Here is a 24,734-nt window from a genome sequence, read left to right on the forward strand (position 1 = left end):
CGGAACTAGAGGAGCGTCTCACCATCATGGAGCAGTCCGTGTCATTTCGCGTTGCCAAAGATGATCTCGCTAACGCCGTAGCGTGGGTCGCGCGCAGCCTTCCTTCGAAGGTCACCCAACCAGTACTGCGCGCCATGCTGATCACCGCGGATGACAATGGTTTGGAATTCACGGGCTTCGACTACGAGGTGTCGACTCGCGTGCGCATCGCCGGCATGGTCGATGAGCCGGGCCGCATCGCCGTGGCCGGTAGATTGCTCTCCGACATCGTGGCTTCCTTGCCCAACAAGGAAATTGAGATGACCCAGGAGGACAACAAGGTTCTCCTGGTTTGTGGTTCCTCCCGCTTCGAGCTGCCGCTCATCCCGCTGGATGATTACCCGCAGTTGCCGGTCCTTCCGGAGGTCACCGGCACGATCAACCCGCAGCTTTTCGTGGAAGCCATCAGCCAAGTTGTCGCCGCTGCCGGCAAGGATGACACCCTGCCCATGCTCACCGGCGTGCACATCGATATCAATGGCTCCCACGTGCAGATGACGGCGACGGACCGCTTCCGCCTGGCCATGCGCACCTTCGAGTGGGATCCGGTATCCCCCGACGTGGAGGCCAAGCTCTTGGTCCCGGCCAAGACGCTGCAGGAGACCGGCCGCTCCCTCGACACACACCTCAACATCCCAGTGGAGATCGCCGTAGGCACGGGTGAGAACATCGCTGCGGAAGGTTTATTCGGCCTGCATGCCGATAACCGCGAGACCACCACGCGCATGCTCGATGCAGATTTCCCGAATGTGGCACCCCTGCTGCCGAAGACCCACACGGCCATGGCCAGCATTGAGGTCGCACCGCTGCAGGAAGCCATCCGCCGCGTATCCCTGCTGACGGACCGCAACGCTCAGATCCGCATGGAGTTCAGCGAAGGTGAAGTGACCTTGGCCGCCGGCGCCGATTCCGGCCGCGCAAGCGAGTCCCTGCCCTGTGCTTTCAACGGCCGCGACAACTTCGTCATTGCGTTTAACCCGTCCTACCTCAAGGATGGTTTGGCCGTGGTCCACACGGACCGCGTGGTCTTCGGCTTTACCGAGCCCTCGCGCCCGGCGATTATGATTCCGGAGCCGGAGGAGCTGCCGGAGGCCAACGAGGATGGCTCTTTCCCCACCCCGGAGACTGACTTCACCTACCTGCTGATGCCAGTGCGCTTGCCGGGCTAGGCCATATGTTTATTCGCGATCTCGATGTCAGGGACTTTCGCTCCTGGCCCGAGCTCACTCTCAGGCTGCAACCGGGGATTACCCTTTTTATCGGCCGCAACGGTTTTGGCAAGACCAATATCGTCGAAGCCATCGGCTATGTTGCCCACCTGTCCTCGCACCGCGTCGCCCACGACGCCCCCCTCGTGCGCCACGGCGCAACCAACGCCCGCATTTCCGCCACGGCGGTCAACCAGGGGCGCGAGCTCACCGCGCACCTGCTCATCAAACCCCATGCAGCTAACCAGGCACAGATCAACCGCACGCGCCTGAAATCCCCGCGGGAGCTGCTCGGCGTGGTGCAAACCGTGCTCTTTTCCCCGGAGGATTTATCTCTCGTGCGGGGCGAACCGGCAACGCGCCGCCAGTATTTGGATGACATCATTGCCTCCCGCACTCCGCGCCTGGCGGGTATCAAGGCCGACTATGACAAGGTGCTCAAGCAGCGCAACGCGCTGTTGAAGTCGGCGTCACCGAGCCTGCGCCGCGGCTACAACGACAGCGACGGCGCCTCAGCGCTGGCAACCCTCGACGTGTGGGATACGCAGTTGTCTTCGCTCGGCGCGAAGGTGATCCAGGCACGCCTGGCGCTTGTCGACGAACTCCGCGAGCTCATCCCCGCCGCCTATGCCGGCCTGGCCCCGGAATCGCGCCCGGCGGCCATCGAGTACAAGTCCACGGTGGATACCTCCGACCGCGAGGTTATCGAGGCCATGATGCTCACCGAGCTAGCAAATAAACGCCAGCGCGAGATCGAGCGTGGCATCTCGCTCGTCGGCCCGCACCGCGATGACCTCATTCTCAACCTGGGGACGAGGCCTGCTAAGGGTTTTGCCAGCCACGGTGAGACTTGGTCTTATGCCATCTCCTTGCGCCTAGCGGAGTTCAACCTGCTGCGCCAGGATGGCACGGATCCGATCCTCATCCTTGACGATGTCTTTGCTGAGCTCGATGCCAAGCGCCGCGAGAAGCTCGTCCATCTCGCCACAGGTGCGGAACAGGTACTCATCACCGCGGCGGTGGATGAGGATTTGCCCGGCAACCTGCAGCCCATTGAGCGCTTCACCGTCAGCGTGCGCGATACCGACGAGGGCCGGGTATCAGAGGTCGCACCGTACGATGCGGGCGGTGAAAGCGATGACTGAGCAGGAATTTGATCCGGTCAAAGCGCTCTTTGAGCGCACCCGAAACACGTCGAAAAATCCGCCGAAGCTCAATAAACCGGCCCCCAAGATGAACCTGGCGGCTACATCGAATGACCAGCAGCCGAAGCCTTTTCGGCGCGGGCGTCCCAGCGGCCCCGACGGTCGCCGCCGGCGCCGGAGCCTCGAGATCCCTAGCCTGGGCGCGCAGATCCAACGCGAGATTGGCAAGCGCGGCTGGGAGCACGAATTAGCTCATGGCTGGGTCATGGGCAATTGGGAAAACCTCGTGGGCGAGCGCATCGCCGCGCATACCCAGCCGCAGAACATCAAGGAGCAGGTTGTTTACGTGGCGTGCGATTCCTCCAGCTGGGCCACCGAGCTGCGCTACCTGCAGCGGCCCATCTTGCAGAAGATCGCCGACCGCCTAGGTCCGGACGTGGTGGTTAAGCTCCACATTCAAGGGCCTAAGCAGCACCGCAACTATGAGGGCCGCCAATGGGTCAAGCCGCAAGGCTCACAGGATACGTACGGCTGATCGGGGCGATCGCGAAATTCACGCAAATTTGGGGCTCTCACGGGCGTGCACTGTCCTTGCGTGGGGGGACACAGTGTAGAATGGCTAAAGTCTTAGATTTAGCTCTAGCCAAAAGGAGTACACGAATCCGTGGCTGAACAACACGCATATGATGCGGGGTCAATTACGATTCTGGAGGGCCTTGAGGCCGTCCGTAAGCGCCCCGGTATGTACATCGGTTCCACCGGTGCCCGCGGCCTGCACCACCTGATCTGGGAGATCGTCGACAACTCCGTCGATGAGGCAATGGCGGGCTATGCCGACAAGGTCATTGTCACCCTCCGTGAGGACGGGGGCATCGAGGTCATCGATAACGGCCGTGGTATCCCGGTCGAAATGCACGCCTCCGGTATCCCTACCGTCCAGGTGGTTATGACCCAGCTGCATGCCGGCGGTAAGTTCGACTCTGAATCTTATGCCGTGTCCGGTGGTCTGCACGGCGTGGGTATCTCCGTGGTCAACGCCCTGTCCACCCGCGTCGAGGCGGACATCAAACGCGATGGCAAGCACTGGTACCAGAACTTCAACAACGCTATCCCCGATGAGCTGGTGGAGGGCGATAATGCCCGCGGCACCGGCACCACCATCCGCTTCTGGCCGGACCCGGAGATCTTTGAAACCGTCGAGTTTAACTACGACACCATCGCTCGCCGCCTGCAGGAGATGGCCTTCCTGAACAAGGGTCTGACCATTGTTCTGCGTGACGAGCGCGCCATCTCCAAGGAGCAGGCCGAGCTCGAGGAGATCGCCGAGGCCGGCGATTCCGCCGTCAGCCTGAGCTCCCTGGATAACAAGGACGAAGCCGGCCAGGAGGGCGAGGACGGCGAGGGCAAGACTTCCAAGAAGAAGAAGGAAGTCACCTACCACTACCCGAACGGTCTGCAGGACTACGTTGCGCACCTCAACAAGAATAAGTCCGCCATCCACCCCACCATCGTTGCCTTCGACGTTAAGGGTGAGGACCATGAGGTGGAAATAGCGCTGCAGTGGAACCAGGGCTACAAGCAGTCCGTCCACACTTTCGCCAACACCATTAACACTCACGAAGGCGGCACGCACGAGGAAGGCTTCCGCGCGGCTCTGACCACCCTGATGAACCGCTACGCCAAGGAGCACAAGCTCCTCAAGGAAAAGGATGGCAACCTCTCCGGCGATGACTGCCGTGAAGGCCTTGCTGCCGTTATTTCCGTGAAGGTGGCGGATCCGCAGTTCGAGGGCCAGACCAAGACCAAACTCGGTAACTCGGAGATCCGTGGCTTTGTCCAGCGCTCTGTCAACGAGCACCTCAACGATTGGTTCGACGCCAACCCGGCTGAGGCCAAGGTCATTATCAACAAGGCCGTGTCCTCCGCACACGCCCGCGTAGCCGCGCGTAAGGCACGTGAGTTGGTGCGTCGTAAGTCCGCCGGCGACCTCGGTGGCCTGCCCGGCAAGCTGGCGGATTGCCGCTCCAAGGATTCGAAGCTTTCTGAGCTTTACATCGTGGAGGGTGACTCCGCAGGTGGTTCCGCGAAGGGCGGCCGCGATTCCATGTTCCAGGCCATCCTGCCGCTGCGCGGCAAGATCCTCAACGTGGAAAAGGCCCGCATGGACAAGGTTCTCAAGAACGCTGAGGTCCAGGCCATCATCACCGCCCTGGGCACCGGTATCCACGAAGAGTTCGATATTTCCAAGCTGCGCTACGACAAGATCGTGCTCATGGCCGATGCCGACGTGGACGGCCAGCACATCGCCACGCTGCTTCTGACCCTGCTCTTCCGCTTCATGCCGCAGCTGGTCGAGGATGGTCACGTGTACCTGGCGAATCCGCCGCTGTACAAGCTGAAGTGGGGCAAGGGCCAGCCGGGCTACGCCTTCTCCGATGCTGAGCGTGACAAGCTGCTTGCCGAAGGCTTGGAGCAGGGACGCAAGATCAACAAGGACGACGGCATCCAGCGCTACAAGGGTCTGGGTGAGATGAACGCCTCCGAGCTCTGGGAGACCACCCTGGATCCGACGACCCGCGTCCTGCGCCGCGTGGACCTCGAAGATGCGCAGCGCGCCGATGAGCTCTTCTCCATCCTCATGGGTGATGACGTGGCCGCCCGCCGCTCCTTCATTACTCGCCGCGCGAAGGACGTTCGTTTCCTCGACGTCTAAGACGTCTCAAAGCACGAGCCCACAGGGGAACAAGAGAAAGCAAGAAAAAGACCAGCCCTCAGAAAGAGGTGCTGGTCTTTTTTGTCGGTGCCTACGGCACGGAGAGTTAATCCACTTATACGGTATCCATGTGGCGCTGCAGAACACGGCCGATGGTTGCCACGTTGGGCTCCAAGATGGAGGAGGCCTTGCCGCGCAGCGACTTGTAGGTGCGCGCGATGCCGGGGGCCTTAATGTCCTTGGCGGCCCTATCAGCTGCAGCCATGATGGCCTCGGTAACTTCGCCGCTGCGTCCGTCGAGGTAGGTGCCGAAATCGGACTGCTCAGAGCCTTCAAATTCCTTCCAGTAGGAATCCAGGGTGTTGAGCAGCTCCGGCAGCATCTGGTTGATTCCCTTGGACAGAACCTTGGAATCCGCCTTCTTTGCGGCCACTAGGGCGCCCTTGAAGGCCATGCCGGTGATACCAGTCAGCGATGCTACGGCGTCATCTGCTGCCGTGGACAAGTCCGCCACCACGGCGTTGCGGGTAGGGGACTGGAGGAGTTGGGAGAGGTTTGTCATACAGGCGAGCTTACTGTGCCGGGGCGCTGGAGCCTGCCTTGAGCGCGGCAATCTGGTCAGCAATCTCTGGGAAACCATTGGTGCGGGCCAGGCGCTCGAGGTCGAAGTCGAGACCACCCTCGTAGAGGCGGTTGTGCTCGGACGAACCGGAGGAGCCTGCCATGCCGATCTGCGCGGCGAATTCATCGGCTTGGGCGCGTAGAGCAGGGTTGTTATCCACGACGAGCTTGAGCAGCGCCATCGCAGCAGCAATGGAACCGCCGATGATGAGCGTCATGTCGATGGGCGTGGAGCCGGTAAGGGAGGAGCCGGCTTCGCCCTGCTGGAAGTCGGGGTTGGTGGGCCAGTTATTATCGGCGGTCGTAGCGCTCGCGGCGGGGGCTACGGCAGTGGTGAGGGTGGTAGCCACAACGCCGGCGGCGAGGAACTTCTTCAAGGACATGGAGGACATAGGGAATTCCTTTCTCAGAAGGGAATAGAGACTTCTTTATCACGTTTAACTTACATAACTTCTGCAACAGAAAGATAGACCTGCGCGCACAATCGCGCGAATTCTTCATTCTTTCCGCTCAACGCGGGCACTGAGCACAAAACCTTCTCCAGCGACTGTGCCGCTGCAGCGCGGCTGCCATGCACTGCAATCCCCTCGACGGAGGCCGTGCTCGCGGCAGCTGCCGCAGCCAAGGCGGCGAAGTCAGTAATCCGTACGCGATATACCCGGCAGAACTCCCGTGCAATTAAGACCAGCTGCTCAACATTCACTGACGCACCCCTCGTGCCCGGCGGATCTCCGCCTCCAATTCCGAGCGCCCGGGCAACAACCTGCGTGCGGTGTCTTGCACGGCGGCATCCGACAAGGTCCGCGCGGCGGCCGCGACGACGGCGCGGACCACCGCCTCGTGCTTGGAAGTACCTTGCGCGGAAGCCAATAAGGTCAGCGCGTGGTCTTGCTCTGGGGTCAGGCGCAGTGTCATAGCCATGGTGGGAATGGTATCACTGTGATACCACTACTGCGCCAGAAACAGCCTCAGAGGTCCTTAAACGGTACGATAGGGCCTTATGAGTGATAACAACGGTGATCTCTTCGATCGCATCCAACCAATTGACATCAATGAGGAGATGGAGTCGAGCTACATCGACTACGCCATGTCCGTCATCGTCGGCCGCGCCCTGCCGGAGGTGCGCGACGGCCTCAAGCCGGTTCACCGCCGCATCCTCTACGCCATGTATGACTCCGGCTACCGCCCAGACCGTGGCTATGTAAAGTCCGCCCGCCCGGTCTCGGACACGATGGGTCAGTTCCACCCGCACGGTGACATCGCCATCTACGACACCCTCGTGCGCCTTGCACAGCCGTGGAACATGCGCTACCCGCTGGTCGACGGCCAAGGTAACTTCGGCTCCCGCGGTAATGACGGCCCGGCAGCTATGCGTTACACCGAGTGCCGCATGACGCCGCTGGCCATGGAGATGGTCCGCGATATCCGCGAAAACACCGTCGATTTCGCGCCGAACTACGACGGCAAGACGCAGGAACCAACGATTCTGCCCTCCCGCGTTCCGAACCTGCTGATGAACGGCTCCGGCGGTATCGCCGTCGGTATGGCCACCAATATCCCGCCGCACAACCTTAACGAGTTGGCGGATGCCATCTACTGGTTGCTGGATAACCCGAATGCTTCCGAGGAAGAAGCTTTGGCTGCTTGCATGGAGCGCGTCAAGGGCCCGGATTTCCCGACTGCGGGACTCATCGTAGGTGACCAGGGCATCAAGGATGCCTACACCACCGGCCGCGGCTCCATCCGGATGCGCGGCGTGACCTCCATTGAGGAGGTGGGCAACCGCCAGACCATCGTTATCACTGAGCTGCCCTACCAGGTCAACCCGGACAACATGATCTCCAATATCGCGGAGTCTGTGGTCAACGGCAAGATCGCCGGAATCGCCAAGATCGAGGACGAGTCCTCTGACCGCGTGGGTATGCGCATTGTGGTCACCCTCAAGCGAGACGCCGTAGCACGCGTTGTCCTTAATAACCTGTACAAGCACTCCCAGCTGCAGACCTCCTTCGGCGCCAACATGCTTTCCATCGTGGATGGCGTGCCGCGCACCCTGCGCCTGGATCAGATGCTGAGCTACTACGTGGCCCACCAGATCGAGGTAATCGTCCGCCGTACCCAGTTCCGCCTCGATGAAGCCGAAAAGCGCGCCCACATTCTGCGCGGTCTGGTCAAGGCGCTCGACATGCTCGATGAGGTCATCGCGCTCATCCGCCGTTCCCCCACGGTTGATGAGGCACGTGAGGGCCTGAAGGCGCTTCTTGACGTCGACGATGTCCAGGCCGATGCCATCCTTGCCATGCAGCTGCGCCGCCTGGCCGCGCTGGAGCGCCAGAAGATTATCGATGAGTTGGCGGAGATCGAGGAGATCATCGCGGACCTCAAGGACATCCTGGCCCGTGAGGAGCGCCAGCGTCAGATCGTCCACGATGAGCTGGAGGAGATCGTCGAAAAATACGGCGATGAGCGCCGCACCCAAATCGTTGCCGCTTCCGGCGACGTCAGCGATGAGGACCTCATCGCCCGCGAGAACGTCGTGGTCACCATTACCGCTACTGGCTACGCCAAGCGCACCAAGGTCGATGCTTACAAGGCACAGAAGCGCGGCGGCAAGGGCGTGCGCGGCGCGGAGCTGAAGCAGGACGATATTGTCAAGAACTTCTTCGTCTGCTCCACGCACGACTGGATCCTGTTCTTCACCAACTTCGGCCGCGTCTACCGCCTCAAGGCCTACGAACTCCCGGAGGCGGGCCGCACCGCTCGTGGCCAGCACGTGGCTAACCTGCTGGAGTTCCAGCCAGAGGAGAAAATTGCCCAGGTCATTCAGATCCAGTCCTACGAGGACGCCCCATACCTGGTTCTTGCTACCCAGCAGGGCCGCGTGAAGAAGTCCCGCCTGACCGACTACGAGTCCGCACGTTCCGCAGGGCTTATCGCCATCAACCTCAATGAGGGCGATGCGCTGATCGGTGCACAGCTGGTCAACGAGGGCGATGACATCCTGCTGACCTCTGAGCAGGGTCAGGCAATCCGCTTCACCGCGGACGATGACCAGCTGCGCCCGATGGGCCGCGCTACCGCCGGCGTGAAGGGCATGCGCTTCCGCGGCGATGACCAGCTGCTGTCCATGTCCGTGGTCAATGACGGCCAGTTCCTCCTGGTAGCTACCTCCGGCGGTTACGGCAAGCGCACCGCCATTGAGGAGTACACCCCGCAGGGCCGCGGTGGCCTCGGCGTGATGACCTTCAAGTACACGCCAAAGCGCGGCAAGCTCATTGCAGCAATCGCCGTCGACGAGGACGACGAGATCTTTGCCATCACCTCTGCAGGTGGTGTTGTCCGCACCGAAGTCAACCAGATTCGCCCGAGCTCCCGCGCCACCATGGGCGTGCGCTTGGTCAACCTGGCCGACGACGTCGAGCTGCTGGCCATCGACCGCAACGTTGAGGACGACGGCGAAGAAGACGCCCAGGCAGTTGCCAAGGGTGAAAAGTCCGTTGAGGACGTCAAGCCCGAGCACCTCAAGCTTGGAGAAGACTCCAAGCAGTCGAAGGATGCGACCAAGGGCGAAGACAAGGACTCCGATAAGGACGAGGAGTAACCCATGATTGGACGAGAGCTTCAACTAGCCCGGATTTCGCCCATGTCGGCGTTCCGCGTTGGCTTGGCCATGTCCCTCGTCGGCCTCGTGGCCTGGATCATCGCCGTGTGCCTGCTGTACATCGGCCTTGACCAGGCGGGCATCTGGGATTCCCTCAACAGCCTTGTTGGCGGTGTCGGCGGCGGATTTGAGGTCTCCTTCGGATTGGTCGTCTCTGCAGCCGCCCTGTTCGGCGCCATCATCGCCGTCCTGATGACGATCCTGGCGCCGCTCATGGCTGTTATATATAACGCCATCGTGGACGTCTTCGGTGGATTCAAGATCCGCCTGCAAGATGAGCCGCATCAATAGCGATACAAAGTGAAGTAAAACCAGCTTCAAATACTGCATATGACCAGGCGATTTGTAATAAATCGCCGGTCCTATGTAGAGTAACTACTCGTTCCGGTCAAGGGCCTATAGCTCAGTCGGTTAGAGCGCATCGCTGATAACGATGAGGTCGCTGGTTCGATTCCAGCTAGGCCCACCACGGAACAATGGGGCATTAGCTCAATTGGTAGAGCATCTGCTTTGCAAGCAGAAGGTCAGGAGTTCGATTCTCCTATGCTCCACAATATAAATAAGGAAAGACGCTCAGCGACGACAACGAAGCTGGGTGTCTTTCCTTTTTCCACTTAAGCCCCACGAAGGCCCACAGGAACCACCCGTTCCAGGTATCAGGGGGAGTGAGGGGTGAAAATTGGGCCGACACCCTAGCAAGTGCAATGACATTCGTGTAATTATTACCCAGATAGGGGTAGTTCATTCACAGCTGTCACAAAGGTTCGAAATAGTTTCAATTTCAACTCCTGTATAGAAGAAGGCCATCTACCAGCAAAAATGCGAGGCATCGCCGCCAGCTGGTTGGAAAAACTTTAAAAATAAGTTGTGTTTGACTGGAAAGACCCGCCAGACTTCGATAATCTTGCTGCAGCGACAAAAGCTGCACTACTCGTTGAGAATGTGAAGATCATTCATGAAGAACGATTGCTAGCGTCGCCCTACACGACGGTTATCGTAAGATAATTTTCACAGTCCGACCTCAACTCTCATAGGGGAATTACATGTTCAAGAACCGTGTTCGCACCGCTGCTCTCGCAGGTGCTATCGCAGTTGCCACCGGTGTCTCCGGTGTTGCAGTCCCGGCTTTCGCTCAGGACACCAACACTTCCAACATCCAGGGCGGCGGCTTCAACGAGCCGGACGCATCCCTGGCCAAGGATGTAGAAGCTAAGAACGTCACCGAGGCTGAGCTCCGCGACCGCGTAGCTGCAACCGACCACTACATCGTCAACAACAACCAGTTCCGCGAGCTCTACGAAGCTGCCGCTGCTGCTAACACCGACGGTCTTGACCGCTCCGAGCAGGCAGACCACAAGGCTTACCAGGCTGCTGCCAACGAGGCTACCAAGCAGCTCGCACAGGCTGAGAAGAACGTTCAGGACGCTCGCGCTTCCGTAGCTTACGCTCTGCAGAACGACAAGGGTGCTGACAAGGCTTGGGCTAACTACGAAGAGAAGGCCTTCGACTACAACAACACCGTTACCAACGCCGCTGGCGGCCAGCGCTACGGTAAGGACGAGTCCAAGCTCGGTCTGCTGGAGAGCGACCTGAACAAGGTGAACGATCAGGTAGGTAACAAGGTCAACGACGAGGACGAGACCGGCCTCCCGAAGCTTGAGGCTCCGAAGCTCAGCCCGGTTGACCCGGAGAACTTCGAGTCTGTCCAGAAGACCCCGGCGAAGAACATCAAGATCTTCGAGGACACCATCAAGACCTACAAGGAGCGCTTGGACTACATCGGCTGGCGCGGTGCTGACAAGGGTGAGGATAGCTACGTCACCCGTGACTACGAGCCCCTCCTTAAGCAGCTGATCGCTGACGCTGAGATGCTGCTCGAGCAGCTCAAGGCTGACGGCGCTGAGCTGGAAGAGGCTCGCAAGGCTGCCCTCGAGGCTTCCCGTGGCGCTCAGGCTACCGACATCCTGGTTCGCCAGGGCTACCTGGACCAGGCACACGCACAGGTTCGCGTCCTGCGCGCAATGGAGGCTGAGTTCGCTATCGGCGCTCGCGTCCTCGAGCTGCGTGAGTCCGACGAGAACGGCACCGTTGTTGTCAACGAGAAGCAGCAGACTCTGCGTGAGGCTTACGCTGCTCTCATCGCTCACGAGAACGGCATCGTCTCCAAGGCTAAGCAGAAGAACATGGAGGTCTACGAGGAGCAGGTTCGCAACTTCAAGGGCTTCAAGGCCTGGGCTTCCGACGAGGCTAACTTCGACGGCAACCGCATCTGGACCCCGCAGATCCCGGCTGATTTCGCTAACCCGGAGAGCCCGTGGGGCAACACCCTGGTTGCTGTCTGGGACGGCGACACTGACCAGGAGCGCCTCGACTACCTGGCAATGAAGGTTGCTGCACAGCAGCTCTGGTTCGGACCGAACAACTACAACCTCGAGTACGAAGAGGCTTACCGCGAGGTTGTGAACGCTGACAACGGTGTTAAGAAGCAGATCGCTGACTCCAAGGCTGCTGAGGAGCAGGCCAAGGCTGAGCGCGAGCGCGCTGAGCAGGAGGCTAAGGACCGTCAGCGTATCGCTGACGCCCTCGAGAACCTGGCTGGCGGCAACAAGGGCGGCGACAACGGTTCCGCCGACAACAACAAGGGCGGCGACAACAACAAGGACGACAAGTCCTCCGACATCAAGGACAAGCTGTCCAACGATGGCAAGCCGACCCCGCTCGCTATCTTCGGCATCGTCGCTGGTGTTCTGGCCGCAATCGCAGCTGCTTTCCCGGCAATTGCTAAGGCTCTGAACATCAAGCTCCCCTTCTAATTCAAGCTAGCTTGAATCGGCTTCGCCCCTAACGGAGCCAGACCTTAGGAAGCACCCCACCATTTGGTGGGGTGCTTTTTGGCTTGTTAGGCAGACACCAGCTCGGAAAAGGGTACACGGCGAGTTGCGACTTCAGACGGACTCGCGCAATGAAAATGCCGTAGAGCAAGCTATTGTCTTAGCTTGGTCCTACGGCATGAGCTGGTTTTGGGCTGCTTATTTGTGGTCTACCTTTTGAGGTACTGGCGCCCAGGTTGTGAGTTCGGGATCAGGGTGTCAAGCGATACTGGCTCTAGCCCTTTGGCACGGAGGCCGTCAATAACGCATGGGGCGGCCTCAACAGTCGTGGCGTGAATGTCATGCATGAGAATGATGTCGCCTGCTTGGGCGCCGTCCACGGCTGCTGAGCAAACATGGTCGGAGTTGCGGTCCTTCCAATCTAGGGTGTCAACGCTCCATAGGGCTTGCGCGTGTCCGTTGTTCTTGGCCGCGTTGGCGACTGTCTGGTTTGTTGCACCATAGGGCGGTCGCACCCAACGAGGGCTTTCGCCTGTTGCTGCCTCGATGGCAGCTGCGCCGGCCTTGATTTCGGCGTCAACCTCATTCGCGGGAAGCTTGCTCAGTTCGCGGTGTGTGTCGGTGTGGTTGCCCACGGTGTGCTCTTCCGCCTTCATGCGGCGAAGGAGGTCGGGATGGGCATAAGCATGAGGAGCTAGGACCATGAAGCTGGCGCGGGCGTCCTTGGCCTTCAAGGTGTCGAGAAGCTGGCCCGTCAATGCATCTGGGCCATCGTCGTAAGTGATGGCTACGCAATTGGAGCAGGTGTCGTCCGCTATCGATTGGGATTTCGCCTTCTCAGTCTGGTCGGGCTTGTCTGCTCGTGGCTTGCCGCTCTGAGTCGCCGCCGGGCGTGAGGACCCGGCGAAAACTGGATTGTCCTGTAGCTCCTTGGGCAGGGCCTTGTAGGCCTCGTATTCAATGCGGTCTACTTCTTTGCGCATGTCCTGCACAGTCGGAATCGTTGGCTGCGGGATGGATGGCTGCGGCAGTGCAGGAAGCTGTTGGGCAGTTGCCTGCTGTGGGACCGTGACGGTGGCAGCCAACGTGAGTGCGGCTACGGAGCGGAGGAATATTCGGCGCATGACGACCTTCCACTAAAGTTTCAGAGACGACTCATTGTCCCTCTTTCGCGTGCTGTTTTCTCAGGTGACACGCAACTAAAGAGAAGAGAGTTAATTAAAGTGATGAATGTTACCGCGGCACGGCGGGACTATTCTGCCGGTCATGATTTCGTAGACGGGCGCACAAGGAGTACGCTATGTAGCTGCTGGGGCATTAGCTCAATTGGTAGAGCATCTGCTTTGCAAGCAGAAGGTCAGGAGTTCGATTCTCCTATGCTCCACAAGGCGCTCACTGTGTGAGCGCCTTTTAGGTTTTCTGGTCTTTCTGGTCTTGTTGATCAGTTGTCTTCTGATGTGGCCTTGTCGATGTCTTTGGCATCGGCGTTGCTGTCGAAGCGCTTGACTAAGACGATGTGGCCGTCCCTCTCGCTCACTGGCTCGAAGCCCAGATGGAGATACAGGCGGTGTGCGCGGTCGTTGTCTTTAGCCACTGAGAGCGAAATGCCCGGGGCGCCCATCTCCCGGGAGAGGTTAGTGGCGGCGTCGATCAGCAGGGTGCCAACACCCTGGCCCCGGAAGCGGGGCTCCACGGCCAATGCGAGCTCTGGAATACCTTCCGCCACGTGGCCAAATCCATGGCGTTCAGCCGTACCCCAGTTCAGCCACACGCCACCGGCGGGGACGTGGCCCTCCCAAGCGATGAAACCTCCGCGGGAAGGCTCCCAACCACCGAGGTAATAGTCGAAACCTTCCTCGAAACCTTCAGGAAGTTCCTTGTGCTCATCGCCGAAAGTATCGGCAAGGAAGTTGATACGGGCCAGATAGGTGCGGTCGGCTTCAGTAAGGGAAAGAAGATGCATGAGCTCCATGGTAGGCGCGGAGAAGACCTATTTCCCATGCTCCCATTGGGCATAGGCCGAGGCATAGCGCCCGCCCAGAGCGATGAGGTCGGCGTGGGTGCCATCCTCGACGATCTGGCCTTGTTCCATGACGATGATGCGGTCGGCCTCGCGGGCTTGGTCCAAGCGGTGGGCAACGACGAGTGAGGTGCGGTCCTTGGTGACGGCCTTGGCGGCGTGTTCGAGTACCTCGGCGTGCTCGGAGCCGGCCTCGGAGGTGGCCTCATCCATGATGAGTACTGGCGGTTGGCGCAGGATCATGCGGGCCAGTGAGAGCTGTTGCTCGGCCTCCGCGCCGATCTCTTCGTTACCGGCGCCGATGAGCGTGTCTAGGCCTTGGGGAAGCCAGCGCGAATTCTCATCAAGGCCCACGGTGTTGAGCGCGCGCCAGAGTTCCTCATCGCTGGCATCGGGCTTGGCCAACAGCAGGTCGCTGCGCAGCGTGCCGGAGAAGAGATGGACTTCCTGAGTAATGAGGGCGACGTGCTCGGTGATCCAGGTATTCGGCACCGTGGCGGTATCGATGCCGTCGAGCCTGATGGTTCCCTTCGTGGGGTACTGCAGGCCCGCCACGAGGGAGGCGAGGGTGGATTTGCCCGCGCCGGAGGTGCCCACGAGGGCGGTGGTGGTGCCGGCGGTGAGGGTCAGGGAGACGTCGTTAAGCACTGGCGCCCCACCGGGGTAAGCGTAGGAGAGGTGCTCGATGGTGATGGTGGGGGCGTCGCTAAGCCGGGGAGTGTCCTTCAGTTTCGCGCTGGTGTGCGCGCTGTCCTCGAGGGTGGCCAGGGCGACGGCGCGGCCGAGGGAGGTCACGGAATGCTGAATCTCACCGGCGAAGAAGAGGATGTTGAAGACGTGGATCTCTAGGCGCATGACCAAGAGCACGGCGGCGGTGGCCTCACCAGGGGTAAGCCAGCCCCAGATCACCATGGGCACGGACATGAGGACCGATCCCAGCAGCAGCACCGCGAAGGCGAGGGCACCCTGGCCAACGATGCGGTTGATGAGCGGAACCTTGTCACCCCAGGCCTGTACCGTGTCCCAGGAGTAGCGCTCCATGCGCGCGTGTGCCCAGTCTTTGAGGGAGAACTGGCGGAGGGTCTCCAGTGCGCGGATGGTGTCCAGCAGCACGTTGTTGCGGTAGGCCTCCACCGAGGAGACCTCGTTGGCGATGGCGGGGATATCCCGCATGGTGCCGCGGATGAAGGGGTAGAGCAGGCAGCTCACCGCGATGAAGAGCAGGGCGTAGGCGGGGTGGATGAAGATCATCATGAGCGCGGTCAGCGGCAGCATGAAGAGGGTGAGCACCAGGCGGTCACCCATCATGGAGATGGCCATGACCACGGTGTCGATATCCTTGGACAGGCGCGTGATGATGTTGCCGGTACCTAGTTCCATGACGGCCGGTACGGGGGCACCGAGGGTGGAATCCAGCGCTGAGGTGCGCAGATCTACCGAGAGGCGGCGGGTGGTGGAGGTGACCAGGTAGCGGCCCAGGGTGCGGCCGGTGACCTCCACGAGGAAGCCCACCGCGATGACGATGAGTGCGCCGACCATGGCTGTGCGTCCCGTGCCAAGGACGGGGAGCTCCACGCCCTGGATGATGTCGACGACGCGGCCGAGCACCTGGGAGACCAGGTTCATCATGATGACGGTGACGGTAAACAGGCCGAAAAAGAGGGCGATGCCGAGCCTGCTGGGGGCACTGGGCAGGGACTTCAGAAAACGCAGGCACTCCTGTGGGGAGGCGGGCGCTAAGGCATCCGCGCGATCCTGTTGGCTCATAGCTCCACCACCTCATCGGCGTTGGCGGCCCACGTGGAGGCGGAGGTGATGACCACGGTGGTCTTGTCGGCGCGCAGTTCGCGCACGCGCTTGGCGACGTCCGCCAGGGTCAACGAATCCAACCCCGTCGTGGGGTTGTCCAGGACGAGAACGTCGGGATCGAGTGCGAGTGCGCGGGCCAGGGCGACGCGCTGGCGCTGGCCGCCGGAGAGGTTGAGACCGGCCTCACCAATGGGTGCGGTGGGAAGTTCGCCGCCCGGGCCTAGCCCGCCTAGGCGGATAACAATGTCCTCGCAGGCGGAGGCGTGCAAGGCGTCGTGGGTTTGGGTTTGGGTTGCCGCGCGCAGCGGATCGACGTTGTCCTGCAGGGTTCCTTCCAGCACGGAGATGCGGTGCGGCGGGCACAAAGCGCCGTTGTCGTTGAGGTAGCGCACCCAGGAATCCACGGTGCTGCGACCCGCGGCGGTCGTGGGCATCCACACGTGCAGGCCAGGGGAGAGCTCGATAGGCGTGCCGGTTGTCTTCTCGGTAGTGGTATCGAGCTGGCCCAGCAGCTCGCCAACGCGCTCCACGGAGGCGCGCGCCCGGGCCCAGTTCTCGGTGAGCAGGCCCAGCGATACGCCGAGCGCGGTCAATGCCGGGGGTGCGAGCATGGTAATCGCCATCATGCCGCCGGGGGCAATGTGGCCTTCGAAGGTTTCCCAGGAGGTCCAGGCCAGGATGCCTACCGCGAAGGAGGCGGGGACCATCTGCCGCACCCAGGCCATGAGGGAGGACAGCTTGGCCTCGTGGAGCATGGTGGTTAGGGCTTCGTGAGCGGCGTCGGAAAAGCGCTGGCGGGCAATGTCCTTGGCGCCCAGGCCTTTGATAACGCGGGAACCTTGGGCGAAGTCCGTGGCGAGTGACAACGCGGTGTTTTCCAGCTGGCGGCGGCGCGCAGCAACCTTGGTCAGCGGCTTAGTGGTGGCCCACGAGGCCAGCGCGGTGGCGAGGGCACCGATCAGTAGGGCGGCGGAGACCTGCCAGGAAACCGGGGAGAGGCTGACCACGGCGCCTAAGAGGTAGCCCACCATGACGAGTGGGAAGTTGAGGATCTGCTTGAGTTGGCCGATGTAATGCGAATCCTCATCCATCGTGTTGAGCAGCCGGCCGGGGCTAATCCCGGCGGTCGAGGCACCCAGCAGCTTATCCAGCAGGTTCAGGCGCAGCGTGTGGGTGCTGCGGGCCTGACTCAGATCCGTGAAAGCATCCGCTGTGGCTTCGCAGATATAGGCGACGTAGAGGATGACCGCGGTAGCCGCAAGCGGCAAGGCTACGGTGCGCCAGGAGGGATCGGAAAAGGCATACTGCGTAGTGTGGCCGATGATGACCGAGACTAATGCGCCCAGCGGTGCGTTGATGAGGGTAGCGATGAAGATGCCGATGCCGCCGGTGCGTTGGGCACCCAGCATCCGCCACGTGGCGGCGCCGGGCCGAGAGAAGTCGGTGGTCTCAGTGAGGGATACCTCCCCGGTAGGTGGTTCATCGGGGAGGTACCACGACCACGTCCGCATGCGTGGATAGTGAGTCATAAGGACTCATCTTATAGCGCAATGCGCATAAGGTGGTGATTCAGATTACAGCAAAGAAGGATCGCTGTAATGGGGTACGCGGCTTAAGCCAAGTGGTAGTTGTCCACGTCGTAGCCGTTGAACTCGCGGTCGACGCCGTAGTCATCGACGGAGGTGAACTGCGTGCCGTTTTCGATGGCAAAGCGCAGGTTATCCACGCGGGTGGACGGATCACCGCTGACGGCACCGGCCGGAAAATAGAAGGTGTCCCCGCTCTTGAGCTTGACGATGAGTGATTCGAAGCTCATTCCTGATCTCCTTGCCTGCTGCTGATACGGTGGCGGCGCAAAACTGCGCGCGGGCACCGATCCTTCACGATCGATGCCGATTAACCCTCGATTCAAGCAGGTCGGGCCCGTGCAGGCAAAGGAGTGAGATCAAGGCAACGAAACACGCACCCCCAAGGATGGGGGATTAGTTCTCCTCTTCGGTGTGGAGGCGGTGCTTGCCCTCGGACTCGTGGTCGTCGGTGATGCGGGAGGTGTCGGCATCCTTCTTGTCGGCGTTGCTGACCTCGATCTCGGTCTCGACGGCGTCCTGAATAGCGGTTTCTTCCTCGCGGTGCTTGGCCAGCTGCTCATCCAGGGAGCCCAGCAGCTCCTCGTCGCGCTCGACGACACCTTCCTCAGCCAGGTCGGACTCCTTCTTGGCATCGTCCTCAGTGGTGGAGGTGTAGACCAAAGTGGAGCCCTGCGGTGCAGACGGGGAGGAGAAGTCTTCGACGCGCGGCGGGACGGCGGACTCCTTCTCCTTCTTCTGGGTGAAGAAGTAGTAGATGCCGCCGCCGATGGCAGCAAGAGCGGCAACGAGCGCGGAGATCAGCCAGATCTTCGAGCCCTTTTTCTTGTCCTTACCGCTGATGCGGCGGGCCTTCTTTTCGGCCTTGGAAGCCTTCTTCTTAGCCTGCTTGCGGGCCTTGGAGGCCTTCTTTTCTGCCTGCTTCTGGGTCTTCTCCCACTGCTTGGAGGCCTTGTCCTGGGCCTCCGCGGCAGCCTCGGAGAGCTTTTCGGTGGCTTCTTCGCTGCGTTCCTTCAGCTCCTCCAGGGCGCGCTCGAGGCGGGAGTGCGCGGCCTTGGTTACGGCACCCGCTTCGCGGCGGGCCTCGGAGAACCAATCACCATCGCGCTCTTCCATGCGGGCGGCGGCGGTCTCCAGGACGGAGTAGGCCTCGCGAGCCTTTTCATCGCGGCGTTCCTTGAGGCGCTCCACCAGGGCGGAGGTAGCGCTGATGGCTGTGGACAGGGCGGCGGGGTTCATGGGCTCAGGTGCTCCTTTATGTCAATACTGAGGTGATGTGTGTTGGACAACTGTTTATGGAGTGATTGTCGGCGCCGAACCGGGGTGTGCCCGCGTTCGCGCTGGATACTCCCTTTCAGCGTAGTGGCGGCGCGCAGGTCCCGCCACCATATGCGCAAAGGCCGCGAGCTGTTCAAAGAAAATAGACAGCTTTGTACGGATGAGGCGGGTTTTTATTCATTGTGGGTTTGCGTTAACGGTGCAGCTGACTGGGTTCTAAAGGTATCACCAATACTAAAACCCTTTCGCGAGAAATGGACAGCTTGGTACGTTTTGGGACATCAACACCGACGATAAACAACGATAACCTGCAGAGGAGGTGAGCATGTCCCCGCGACTCTCCGCATCCGCGCCACTAGACCAAATCAGCGAAGATACGCCTAAGGAGCTCAAGCGCACCGCTCTCTCTTTCGAGGTGATCCCGCCGCGTCACGATGCGGACGCCGCCAAGATTGACCGCTTATTGGCCACGCTCGCCGCGTATAACCCCGACTACATCGCCGTCACCAGCTCCCAGCGCTCCGGGTGGCTGGAGGGAACCGCGGCGTTTATTGAGAAGATTTCGCGCGATACCGCGATGCGTCCTTTGGCCCACCTGGCTTGCACCGCCGGCACAGAGGAAGAGCTCGTTGGCTGGATCGACACGCTGGTCGACGCCGGCGTCCGCGGCCTCCTCGCCCTTCGCGGCGACCTGCCGGAGGGCGGCATGCCCGAAGGTCATCTGCCGCACGCTGATTCCCTGGTCCGGCTCATCCGCCGCTGGGAATCCGACCGTGTGGCGCGCTTGGCGGCCGGGCGCTTGGCGGTGGGCGTGGCCTGCTATCCCAACGGCCACGCCGAGTCCGCGACGCCGGACGAGGATATCGACGTCCTTTTGGCCAAGCAGCGCCTCGGCGCAGACTTCGCCATCACCCAGCTTTTCTTCGACGCGGAGGACTACGTCCGCTTCGCCCAGCGCGCCCGGCTGGCGGGTGTGCGCATTCCGCTGATCCCCGGGATCATGCCTATGACTAGCCGTGCTCGGGTGGAGCGAATGTGCCAGCTGTCCGGGTTGGACGGGCCGACCAAGGTCCTTGACCAGCTCGCGGCAGCGACCTCCCCCGAGGAAGAGAAAGAAATCGGCATGCAGATTACGGCCTCGTTGGCGAAGTCGGTGATGAACGCCGGCGCCGACGGGCTGCACATCTACACGCACAACAATCCAGACATTACGACTGACCTGCTACATCGAATTGGAGTCACCCCATGACCGCACCATTCCCCAAGGCCACGATTGAGGGCTACCCACGAGTCGGTGCCCACCGCGAGCTCAAGCGCGCGCTGGAGTCCTACTGGTCCGGCAAAATCGACGCCGAGACCTTCGAATCCGCCGCGCACTCCCTGCGCCTCGACACCTACGCCCGCCTCAAGGAGCTGGGCCTCACTGAGGATTACGCCATCCCGGCCGACGTCGCCTACTACGACCACGTCCTCGAGACCGCGCTGACCGTGGGCGCTGCCCAGGGCGAGAGCCTCGATGATGAGTTCACCCTGGCCCGCGGTAACAAGGACACCGCGCCGCTGGAGATGACCAAGTGGTTCGACACCAACTACCACTACATCGTCCCTGAGATCACCGATGACCAGACCTTTAACGCCCGCCCGCAGCGCGTGCTGAAGATCGTCGAGGAGGCCCGCGCCGCCGGTCACACCGTGCGCCCAGTCCTCGTTGGTCCGGTGACCCTGCTGGCACTGTCCAAGCAGGCCGAGGGTGCCACCAAGCAGCCCCTGGACCACCTCGATCAGGCAGTCGAGTCCTACCTCACCGTATTGGCTGAGCTTCACGACGCCGGCGTCGAATGGATCCAGCTCGCCGAGCCGGCCCTAGTCGCCGACCTCGCCGCCGCTGACGACGCCACCCTCGCCGCCGCGCTCAAGAGCGCCTACGGCCGCATCTTGGGCGCGGAGAAGCGCCCGCAGGTTTACCTGACCACGCCCTATGGTTCCCTCAACGCTGGCCTCGACGTCATCGCCGAGCTTCAGCCCGAAGCGGTCCAGGTGGATCTGTCCGTGGGCACCCTGGCCCTAGATAATTCCTACCTCGAGCGCGTGGCCAAGCTCGCCGAGGCCACCCACCTCGCCGCCGGCCTGGTCGACGGCCGCAACGTCTGGGCCGCCAACCTGCGCGACCTGCGCGAGAAGCTGGAGACCTTGGGCGATAACGTCTCCGTAACCACCTCCGTGTCCCTCCAGCACGTGCCGCACACCGTGGAGGCGGAAACCTCCTTGCCGGTGGACGTCGCCACCTGGTTCGCCTTCGCTGATGAGAAAATCCGCGAGGTTGTAGCACTCGCCGCCGGCCCGCTGGACACCCCGGAGGCCTATGCACAGGCTGACCGCGCCGTGCGCACCCGCGCCGAGTCCTCCCGCACCCACGACCAGGCAGTGCAGGACCGCACCGCGCAGCTGCCGGAGGGCCAGGTTCAGCGCCAGCCGGAGTTCGCGGAGCGCAACAAGGCACAGGAGGCCCTCGGCCTGCCGCAGCTGCCGACCACCACCATCGGCTCCTTCCCGCAGACTGCTGAAATTCGCGCCGCCCGCGCTGCACACCGCAAGGGCGAGCTCTCCGACGCCGACTACACCGAGGCACTGCGCAACGAGGTGAAGTCCGTCATCGAGCTGCAGGAGCGCCTGGGCCTGGACGTCCTGGTCCACGGCGAGCCGGAGCGCAACGACATGGTGCAGTACTTCGCCGAGCTTCTCGACGGCTTCGTTGTCACCGAGAACGGTTGGGTCCAGTCCTACGGCTCCCGTTGCACCCGTCCGCCAATCGTGGTTGGCGACATCTCCCGCCCGAAGGCCATGACCACCGAGTGGGCGAAGTTCGCGCAGTCCCTGTCCGAGAAGCACGTCAAGGGTATGCTCACCGGCCCGGTGACCATCCTGGCCTGGTCCTTCGTGCGTGATGACGTCCACCAGTCCGTCTCCGCCGACCAGCTCGGCGTGGCGCTGGCCGACGAAGTCCGCGACCTCGAGGAAGCCGGCATCGACATCATCCAGATCGATGAGCCCGCCCTGCGCGAGCTGTTGCCGCTGCGCGAGAAGGACCGCAAGGCCTACCTCGACTGGGCGGTGCGTTCCTTCCGAGTGGTTTCGTTGCAGGCGAAGCCTGCAACCCAGATCCACACGCACCTCTGCTACTCGGAGTTCGGCCAGATCATCGACGCCGTCGCCGGCCTCGACGCCGACGTCACCTCCATCGAGGCGGCCCGCTCCCGCATGGAGCTGCTCGAGGACATCGATGAGAAGTTCCACTCCGAGATCGGCCCGGGCATCTACGACATCCACTCCCCGCGCATCCCGTCCGTGGCGGAGATGGCCGAGCTCATCCGCGCGGCACTCAAGAACGTGCCTGTGGAGCGCTTGTGGGTCAACCCGGACTGCGGCCTGAAGACCCGCGGCTACGAGGAGACCGAGGCCTCCCTGCGCAATATGGTCCTCGCCCGCGACGAGGTCCGCTCTAGCCTCTAGAGGTTTAAATCTCTGGATTTAAACCGTCCATCGCCGTCAGCTCGCTGAGCGCGGCGATGTCTCCGTTTCCGGCCCTATCGAAGTGCAGCGCCTGGAGCCCTGCGGCCCGGGCCCCCTCGACATCATTGGCCACCGAATCACCGATCATCAGCGTGGAGCCAGGCTCCACTTCCAGTCGCCGACAAGCCTCAAGGTAGGCCTCTCGGTGCGGCTTCGGATGGCCCATCTCCACGGTGGGGAAGAGCTCAACGCCTGGCAGGTCGAGCCCGCCTGCCCGCAGTTTGCCCATTTGCATGTCTCGCGCCCCATTCGTGAGCACACCGACCTTGAGCCCTAAATCCAGGACATACTCGAGTGCTTCCCGCGCGCCCTCCACCGCGCACCAATGCTTCTCGTAGGCGGCTAGGTACTTGGCATATTCCGCCAGCGCCTCCTGCTCCGTCATCTCCGGGCGGCCCAGGAACTCGCGGCAGCGTTCCACCCGCTGGCCCTGATGAGAAACCTCGCCGCGCTCGTAGGCGGCGAACCACTTCTTTTCAATTTCCGCGAAGCGCTCGTGATGCCCGCCTGGCAACCACTCCTCAACGGCTGCGTGCATCGCGGCGGTGTGGTCCATGAGGGTGTCATCGAGATCGAAGAGAATGGCGCGGATCATGCTTGTAACCCTACGCAGATCGCTCACAGCGTTGTGCCGGAACGACGCACCGGGCGAAATTTCCATACAATGGCTGGCATGACTCAGAAGACCGCAACTGCAACGATGCACACCAACTACGGTGACATTGTTATCGACCTGTTCGGTAACCACGCACCGGTAACCGTTGAGAACTTCATCGGCCTGGCCAAGGGCGAGAAGGACTACACCACCCAGAACGCCAAGGGCGAGCAGTCCGGCCCGTTCTACGATGGCGCTATTTTCCACCGCGTCATCGACCAGTTCATGATCCAGGGCGGTGACCCCACCGGTACCGGCCGTGGCGGCCCCGGCTACCAGTTCCAGGATGAGTTCCACCCGGAGCTGCAGTTTGACCGCCCGTTCCTGCTGGCCATGGCGAATGCCGGCCCGGGCACCAACGGCTCCCAGTTCTTCATCACCGTGGCGCCGACCCCGCACCTGAACAACCACCACACCATCTTCGGTGAGGTCACCGACTCGGCTTCCCAGGAAGTTGTGTCCAAGATTGCTAAGGTCTCCACCGACCGCATGGACCGTCCGGCTGAGGACGTTGTCATCGAGTCCATCGAGATCGCCTAAGCGTTCTTAACTTTTCATCCGAGCCCGCTGCCACGTGATGTGGTGGCGGGCTCGTTGTTTTAGGAGTCTGCGTGAAGAATTATCTCCGTTCGGCGCCGGCCACTCTGGTGCTCATGGTGCTGTGCATTGGGGCATGGTTGGTCACGGCCATCCAGGCCAAGACCCTCTCTACGCCCTACTATCGCAGCTTGCTGGCCCAAGATTGGACGCTGTGGGGCCCTGAAGTGTCCGAGCACCCCACAACTGTCATTACCGCAGGCTTTATGCATCTCGATGCCGGGCACCTTTTGGTCAACATGGTGATGCTGTTCTTTGTGGGCAGGGAAGTAGAGCGCGCTCTGGGCAGCGCGCTGTATGTAGCGGCCTATCTCATCTCCATTGTGGGCTCTTCCGCCGCAGTGCTGTGGATGGATTTCGGCACACCCACGGTGGGCGCCTCCGGCGCCCTGTTTGCGCTCATGGGACTACTCATTGGTGTGTACCGCAGCCGCGGTCTAGACCTGCGCGCACCCATCGTCCTCGTGGTGGCCAACGTTATCTACAGCTTCGTGGCGGAGAACGTCTCCGTGTGGGGGCACTTGGGCGGTTTGCTCACAGGACTGCTGTTGGCACCATTCCTCTTTCGCAAACGCACGTGGCTGCGGTGGCTGGGGATTTGGATTATCGGGGTGATAGCTGCTGTTGCAGCGGCGCTGCGAGCTGGGCTTTGGGGATAACTCGGGCGTGTTATCCACCAAAACCTCTGTGCGAAAGAATTCCACACAAGTTATCCACATTGTGGATAACTACATTTTTGTAATTTACCGAACGTGTGCGCCAAGATAACCGCAGATCAGCAGCTTAATCGGTTGAATTCGAAGTTTTTGTGCGGGCTGTGGGAAGCGTGAAAACACTTATCCACAGGGTGTGGAGAAAGGCTGTGGAATTCGTTTTCCACAGAGTTATCCCCACCCTGTGGATAACTTTGTACCCAAGGTGTTAACAGCGCTCCGGTTGCGGGGTGGGTGGTGGTGTTTTAGTCTCTTGGCCATGGGGGATTTGGAGACTTATTTCTCCTA

At 61.4% G+C, this 24,734-nt stretch carries 22 protein-coding genes and 3 tRNA genes; 14 read left to right on the forward strand and 11 right to left on the reverse strand.

Translation table 11 applies throughout. The annotated features are described in order from the left end of the window. Nucleotides 1-26: 26 nt before the first annotated feature. From dnaN to gyrB, 4 genes are all read left to right on the forward strand, one after another. A complete protein-coding gene (dnaN, locus tag HMPREF2635_RS06695; RefSeq protein ID WP_070821455.1) occupies nt 27-1,208 on the forward strand; it encodes a DNA polymerase III subunit beta in 1,182 nt (393 codons plus the stop codon). A gap of 5 nt (nt 1,209-1,213) precedes the next feature. Continuing rightward, nucleotides 1,214-2,392: a DNA replication/repair protein RecF gene (recF, locus tag HMPREF2635_RS06700; protein WP_070821456.1), complete on the forward strand. Its 1,179-nt coding sequence runs from the start codon at nt 1,214-1,216 to the stop codon at nt 2,390-2,392. Further along, nucleotides 2,385-2,927 carry a DciA family protein gene (locus HMPREF2635_RS06705; protein WP_070754292.1) on the forward strand — a complete coding sequence of 181 codons (543 nt, stop codon included), beginning with the start codon at nt 2,385-2,387 and terminating at the stop codon, nt 2,925-2,927. The genes recF and HMPREF2635_RS06705 overlap by 8 nt, the downstream gene beginning before the upstream one ends. 129 nt (nt 2,928-3,056) lie before the next feature. Further along, nucleotides 3,057-5,105: a DNA topoisomerase (ATP-hydrolyzing) subunit B gene (gene gyrB / locus HMPREF2635_RS06710; protein ID WP_070517653.1), complete on the forward strand. Its 2,049-nt coding sequence runs from the start codon at nt 3,057-3,059 to the stop codon at nt 5,103-5,105. A gap of 115 nt (nt 5,106-5,220) precedes the next feature. Here gyrB and HMPREF2635_RS06715 read toward each other — a convergent pair whose 3' ends face one another. Genes HMPREF2635_RS06715 through HMPREF2635_RS06730 form a run of 4 tightly spaced genes read right to left on the reverse strand, consistent with a single transcriptional unit; the run spans nt 5,221 to nt 6,647 of the window. Next, nucleotides 5,221-5,667: a DUF6918 family protein gene (locus HMPREF2635_RS06715; RefSeq protein ID WP_070517654.1), complete on the reverse strand. Its 447-nt coding sequence runs from the start codon at nt 5,665-5,667 to the stop codon at nt 5,221-5,223. A gap of 10 nt (nt 5,668-5,677) precedes the next feature. Continuing rightward, nucleotides 5,678-6,118 (reverse strand): hypothetical protein, encoded by a 441-nt coding sequence (locus HMPREF2635_RS06720; RefSeq protein ID WP_070517655.1) that lies wholly within the window; start codon nt 6,116-6,118, stop codon nt 5,678-5,680. A 50-nt stretch (nt 6,119-6,168) separates the two neighbouring features. After that, nucleotides 6,169-6,429, reverse strand: a complete 261-nt coding sequence (locus HMPREF2635_RS06725) for a cell filamentation protein Fic (protein ID WP_070517656.1) — start codon at nt 6,427-6,429, stop codon at nt 6,169-6,171. Further along, nucleotides 6,426-6,647, reverse strand: coding sequence for a CopG family transcriptional regulator (locus HMPREF2635_RS06730; protein ID WP_070754293.1), 222 nt, complete (start codon nt 6,645-6,647; stop codon nt 6,426-6,428). Before HMPREF2635_RS06730 ends, HMPREF2635_RS06725 begins: the two co-directional genes overlap by 4 nt. Nucleotides 6,648-6,726: 79 nt before the next feature. Here HMPREF2635_RS06730 and gyrA point away from each other — a divergent pair, with 79 nt between their 5' ends. From gyrA to HMPREF2635_RS06755, 5 genes are all read left to right on the forward strand, one after another. Then, nucleotides 6,727-9,327, forward strand: a complete 2,601-nt coding sequence (gene gyrA, locus HMPREF2635_RS06735; RefSeq protein ID WP_070821457.1) for a DNA gyrase subunit A — start codon at nt 6,727-6,729, stop codon at nt 9,325-9,327. Between the two features lie 3 nt (nt 9,328-9,330). Then, a complete protein-coding gene (locus tag HMPREF2635_RS06740) occupies nt 9,331-9,678 on the forward strand; it encodes a DUF3566 domain-containing protein (protein ID WP_046648692.1) in 348 nt (115 codons plus the stop codon). Between the two features lie 101 nt (nt 9,679-9,779). Continuing rightward, nucleotides 9,780-9,856: transfer RNA gene (locus HMPREF2635_RS06745), tRNA-Ile, on the forward strand. A 9-nt stretch (nt 9,857-9,865) separates the two neighbouring features. Beyond that, nucleotides 9,866-9,938: transfer RNA gene (locus HMPREF2635_RS06750), tRNA-Ala, on the forward strand. Nucleotides 9,939-10,430: 492 nt separating this feature from the next. Next, nucleotides 10,431-12,200: a hypothetical protein gene (locus HMPREF2635_RS06755; RefSeq protein WP_070821458.1), complete on the forward strand. Its 1,770-nt coding sequence runs from the start codon at nt 10,431-10,433 to the stop codon at nt 12,198-12,200. A 227-nt stretch (nt 12,201-12,427) separates the two neighbouring features. Here HMPREF2635_RS06755 and HMPREF2635_RS06760 read toward each other — a convergent pair whose 3' ends face one another. Beyond that, nucleotides 12,428-13,342: a polysaccharide deacetylase family protein gene (locus tag HMPREF2635_RS06760; protein ID WP_070821459.1), complete on the reverse strand. Its 915-nt coding sequence runs from the start codon at nt 13,340-13,342 to the stop codon at nt 12,428-12,430. A gap of 187 nt (nt 13,343-13,529) precedes the next feature. Here HMPREF2635_RS06760 and HMPREF2635_RS06765 point away from each other — a divergent pair. Further along, nucleotides 13,530-13,602 (forward strand) — tRNA-Ala (locus tag HMPREF2635_RS06765). A 57-nt stretch (nt 13,603-13,659) separates the two neighbouring features. Here HMPREF2635_RS06765 and HMPREF2635_RS06770 read toward each other — a convergent pair. The 5 genes from HMPREF2635_RS06770 to HMPREF2635_RS06790 form a co-directional block, all read right to left on the reverse strand. Next, a complete protein-coding gene (locus HMPREF2635_RS06770; protein ID WP_070821460.1) occupies nt 13,660-14,190 on the reverse strand; it encodes a GNAT family N-acetyltransferase in 531 nt (176 codons plus the stop codon). Between the two features lie 18 nt (nt 14,191-14,208). Continuing rightward, a complete protein-coding gene (locus HMPREF2635_RS06775) occupies nt 14,209-16,005 on the reverse strand; it encodes an ABC transporter ATP-binding protein (RefSeq protein WP_070754297.1) in 1,797 nt (598 codons plus the stop codon). Beyond that, nucleotides 16,002-17,576, reverse strand: coding sequence for an ABC transporter transmembrane domain-containing protein (locus HMPREF2635_RS06780; RefSeq protein ID WP_070821461.1), 1,575 nt, complete (start codon nt 17,574-17,576; stop codon nt 16,002-16,004). The genes HMPREF2635_RS06775 and HMPREF2635_RS06780 overlap by 4 nt, the downstream gene beginning before the upstream one ends. A gap of 83 nt (nt 17,577-17,659) precedes the next feature. Continuing rightward, nucleotides 17,660-17,863 carry a hypothetical protein gene (locus HMPREF2635_RS06785; RefSeq protein WP_049156598.1) on the reverse strand — a complete coding sequence of 68 codons (204 nt, stop codon included), beginning with the start codon at nt 17,861-17,863 and terminating at the stop codon, nt 17,660-17,662. A 166-nt stretch (nt 17,864-18,029) separates the two neighbouring features. Further along, nucleotides 18,030-18,872 (reverse strand): hypothetical protein, encoded by an 843-nt coding sequence (locus HMPREF2635_RS06790; protein ID WP_046648673.1) that lies wholly within the window; start codon nt 18,870-18,872, stop codon nt 18,030-18,032. Nucleotides 18,873-19,236: 364 nt separating this feature from the next. Here HMPREF2635_RS06790 and HMPREF2635_RS06795 point away from each other — a divergent pair, with 364 nt between their 5' ends. Together HMPREF2635_RS06795 and metE are read left to right on the forward strand one after the other, a co-directional pair. Continuing rightward, the gene (locus HMPREF2635_RS06795) at nt 19,237-20,160 is read left to right on the forward strand and encodes a methylenetetrahydrofolate reductase (protein ID WP_070821462.1); all 924 of its coding nucleotides are present in this window, start codon (nt 19,237-19,239) and stop codon (nt 20,158-20,160) included. Beyond that, complete coding sequence (metE, locus tag HMPREF2635_RS06800; protein ID WP_070821463.1) at nt 20,157-22,421, forward strand: 5-methyltetrahydropteroyltriglutamate--homocysteine S-methyltransferase; 2,265 nt, start codon at nt 20,157-20,159, stop codon at nt 22,419-22,421. Before HMPREF2635_RS06795 ends, metE begins: the two co-directional genes overlap by 4 nt. Nucleotides 22,422-22,425: 4 nt before the next feature. On the opposite strand, the gene HMPREF2635_RS06805 is transcribed toward metE, so the two are convergent. Further along, nucleotides 22,426-23,076, reverse strand: a complete 651-nt coding sequence (locus tag HMPREF2635_RS06805; protein WP_070821464.1) for an HAD family hydrolase — start codon at nt 23,074-23,076, stop codon at nt 22,426-22,428. A 69-nt stretch (nt 23,077-23,145) separates the two neighbouring features. Between HMPREF2635_RS06805 and HMPREF2635_RS06810 the strand changes: the two genes are divergently transcribed. Both HMPREF2635_RS06810 and HMPREF2635_RS06815 read left to right on the forward strand, forming a co-directional pair. Continuing rightward, nucleotides 23,146-23,676, forward strand: a complete 531-nt coding sequence (locus HMPREF2635_RS06810; RefSeq protein WP_070681654.1) for a peptidylprolyl isomerase — start codon at nt 23,146-23,148, stop codon at nt 23,674-23,676. Nucleotides 23,677-23,747: 71 nt separating this feature from the next. Further along, a complete protein-coding gene (locus tag HMPREF2635_RS06815; RefSeq protein ID WP_070821465.1) occupies nt 23,748-24,392 on the forward strand; it encodes a rhomboid family intramembrane serine protease in 645 nt (214 codons plus the stop codon). The last annotated feature ends 342 nt before the right edge of the window (nt 24,393-24,734 follow it).

Origin of the sequence: Corynebacterium sp. HMSC035E02, assembly GCF_001836065.1 — a bacterium.
Lineage (GTDB): Bacteria > Actinomycetota > Actinomycetes > Mycobacteriales > Mycobacteriaceae > Corynebacterium > Corynebacterium hiratae.

Bases quoted from the DNA above. Each gene is read 5' to 3' on its own strand.
- gyrA (WP_070821457.1), top strand. From the start codon at position 6,727: ATGAGTGATAACAACGGTGATCTCTTCGATCGCATCCAACCAATTGAC.
- HMPREF2635_RS06775 (WP_070754297.1), bottom strand. From the start codon at position 16,005: ATGAGCCAACAGGATCGCGCGGATGCCTTAGCGCCCGCCTCCCCACAG.
- dnaN (WP_070821455.1), top strand. From the start codon at position 27: ATGGAGCAGTCCGTGTCATTTCGCGTTGCCAAAGATGATCTCGCTAAC.
- HMPREF2635_RS06760 (WP_070821459.1), bottom strand. From the start codon at position 13,342: ATGCGCCGAATATTCCTCCGCTCCGTAGCCGCACTCACGTTGGCTGCC.
- HMPREF2635_RS06805 (WP_070821464.1), bottom strand. From the start codon at position 23,076: ATGATCCGCGCCATTCTCTTCGATCTCGATGACACCCTCATGGACCAC.
- HMPREF2635_RS06755 (WP_070821458.1), top strand. From the start codon at position 10,431: ATGTTCAAGAACCGTGTTCGCACCGCTGCTCTCGCAGGTGCTATCGCA.
- HMPREF2635_RS06740 (WP_046648692.1), top strand. From the start codon at position 9,331: ATGATTGGACGAGAGCTTCAACTAGCCCGGATTTCGCCCATGTCGGCG.
- HMPREF2635_RS06770 (WP_070821460.1), bottom strand. From the start codon at position 14,190: ATGGAGCTCATGCATCTTCTTTCCCTTACTGAAGCCGACCGCACCTAT.
- HMPREF2635_RS06790 (WP_046648673.1), bottom strand. From the start codon at position 18,872: ATGAACCCCGCCGCCCTGTCCACAGCCATCAGCGCTACCTCCGCCCTG.
- HMPREF2635_RS06715 (WP_070517654.1), bottom strand. From the start codon at position 5,667: ATGACAAACCTCTCCCAACTCCTCCAGTCCCCTACCCGCAACGCCGTG.
- HMPREF2635_RS06780 (WP_070821461.1), bottom strand. From the start codon at position 17,576: ATGACTCACTATCCACGCATGCGGACGTGGTCGTGGTACCTCCCCGAT.
- HMPREF2635_RS06810 (WP_070681654.1), top strand. From the start codon at position 23,146: ATGGCTGGCATGACTCAGAAGACCGCAACTGCAACGATGCACACCAAC.
- HMPREF2635_RS06795 (WP_070821462.1), top strand. From the start codon at position 19,237: ATGTCCCCGCGACTCTCCGCATCCGCGCCACTAGACCAAATCAGCGAA.
- HMPREF2635_RS06730 (WP_070754293.1), bottom strand. From the start codon at position 6,647: ATGGCTATGACACTGCGCCTGACCCCAGAGCAAGACCACGCGCTGACC.
- recF (WP_070821456.1), top strand. From the start codon at position 1,214: ATGTTTATTCGCGATCTCGATGTCAGGGACTTTCGCTCCTGGCCCGAG.
- HMPREF2635_RS06705 (WP_070754292.1), top strand. From the start codon at position 2,385: ATGACTGAGCAGGAATTTGATCCGGTCAAAGCGCTCTTTGAGCGCACC.
- HMPREF2635_RS06720 (WP_070517655.1), bottom strand. From the start codon at position 6,118: ATGTCCTCCATGTCCTTGAAGAAGTTCCTCGCCGCCGGCGTTGTGGCT.
- HMPREF2635_RS06785 (WP_049156598.1), bottom strand. From the start codon at position 17,863: ATGAGCTTCGAATCACTCATCGTCAAGCTCAAGAGCGGGGACACCTTC.
- metE (WP_070821463.1), top strand. From the start codon at position 20,157: ATGACCGCACCATTCCCCAAGGCCACGATTGAGGGCTACCCACGAGTC.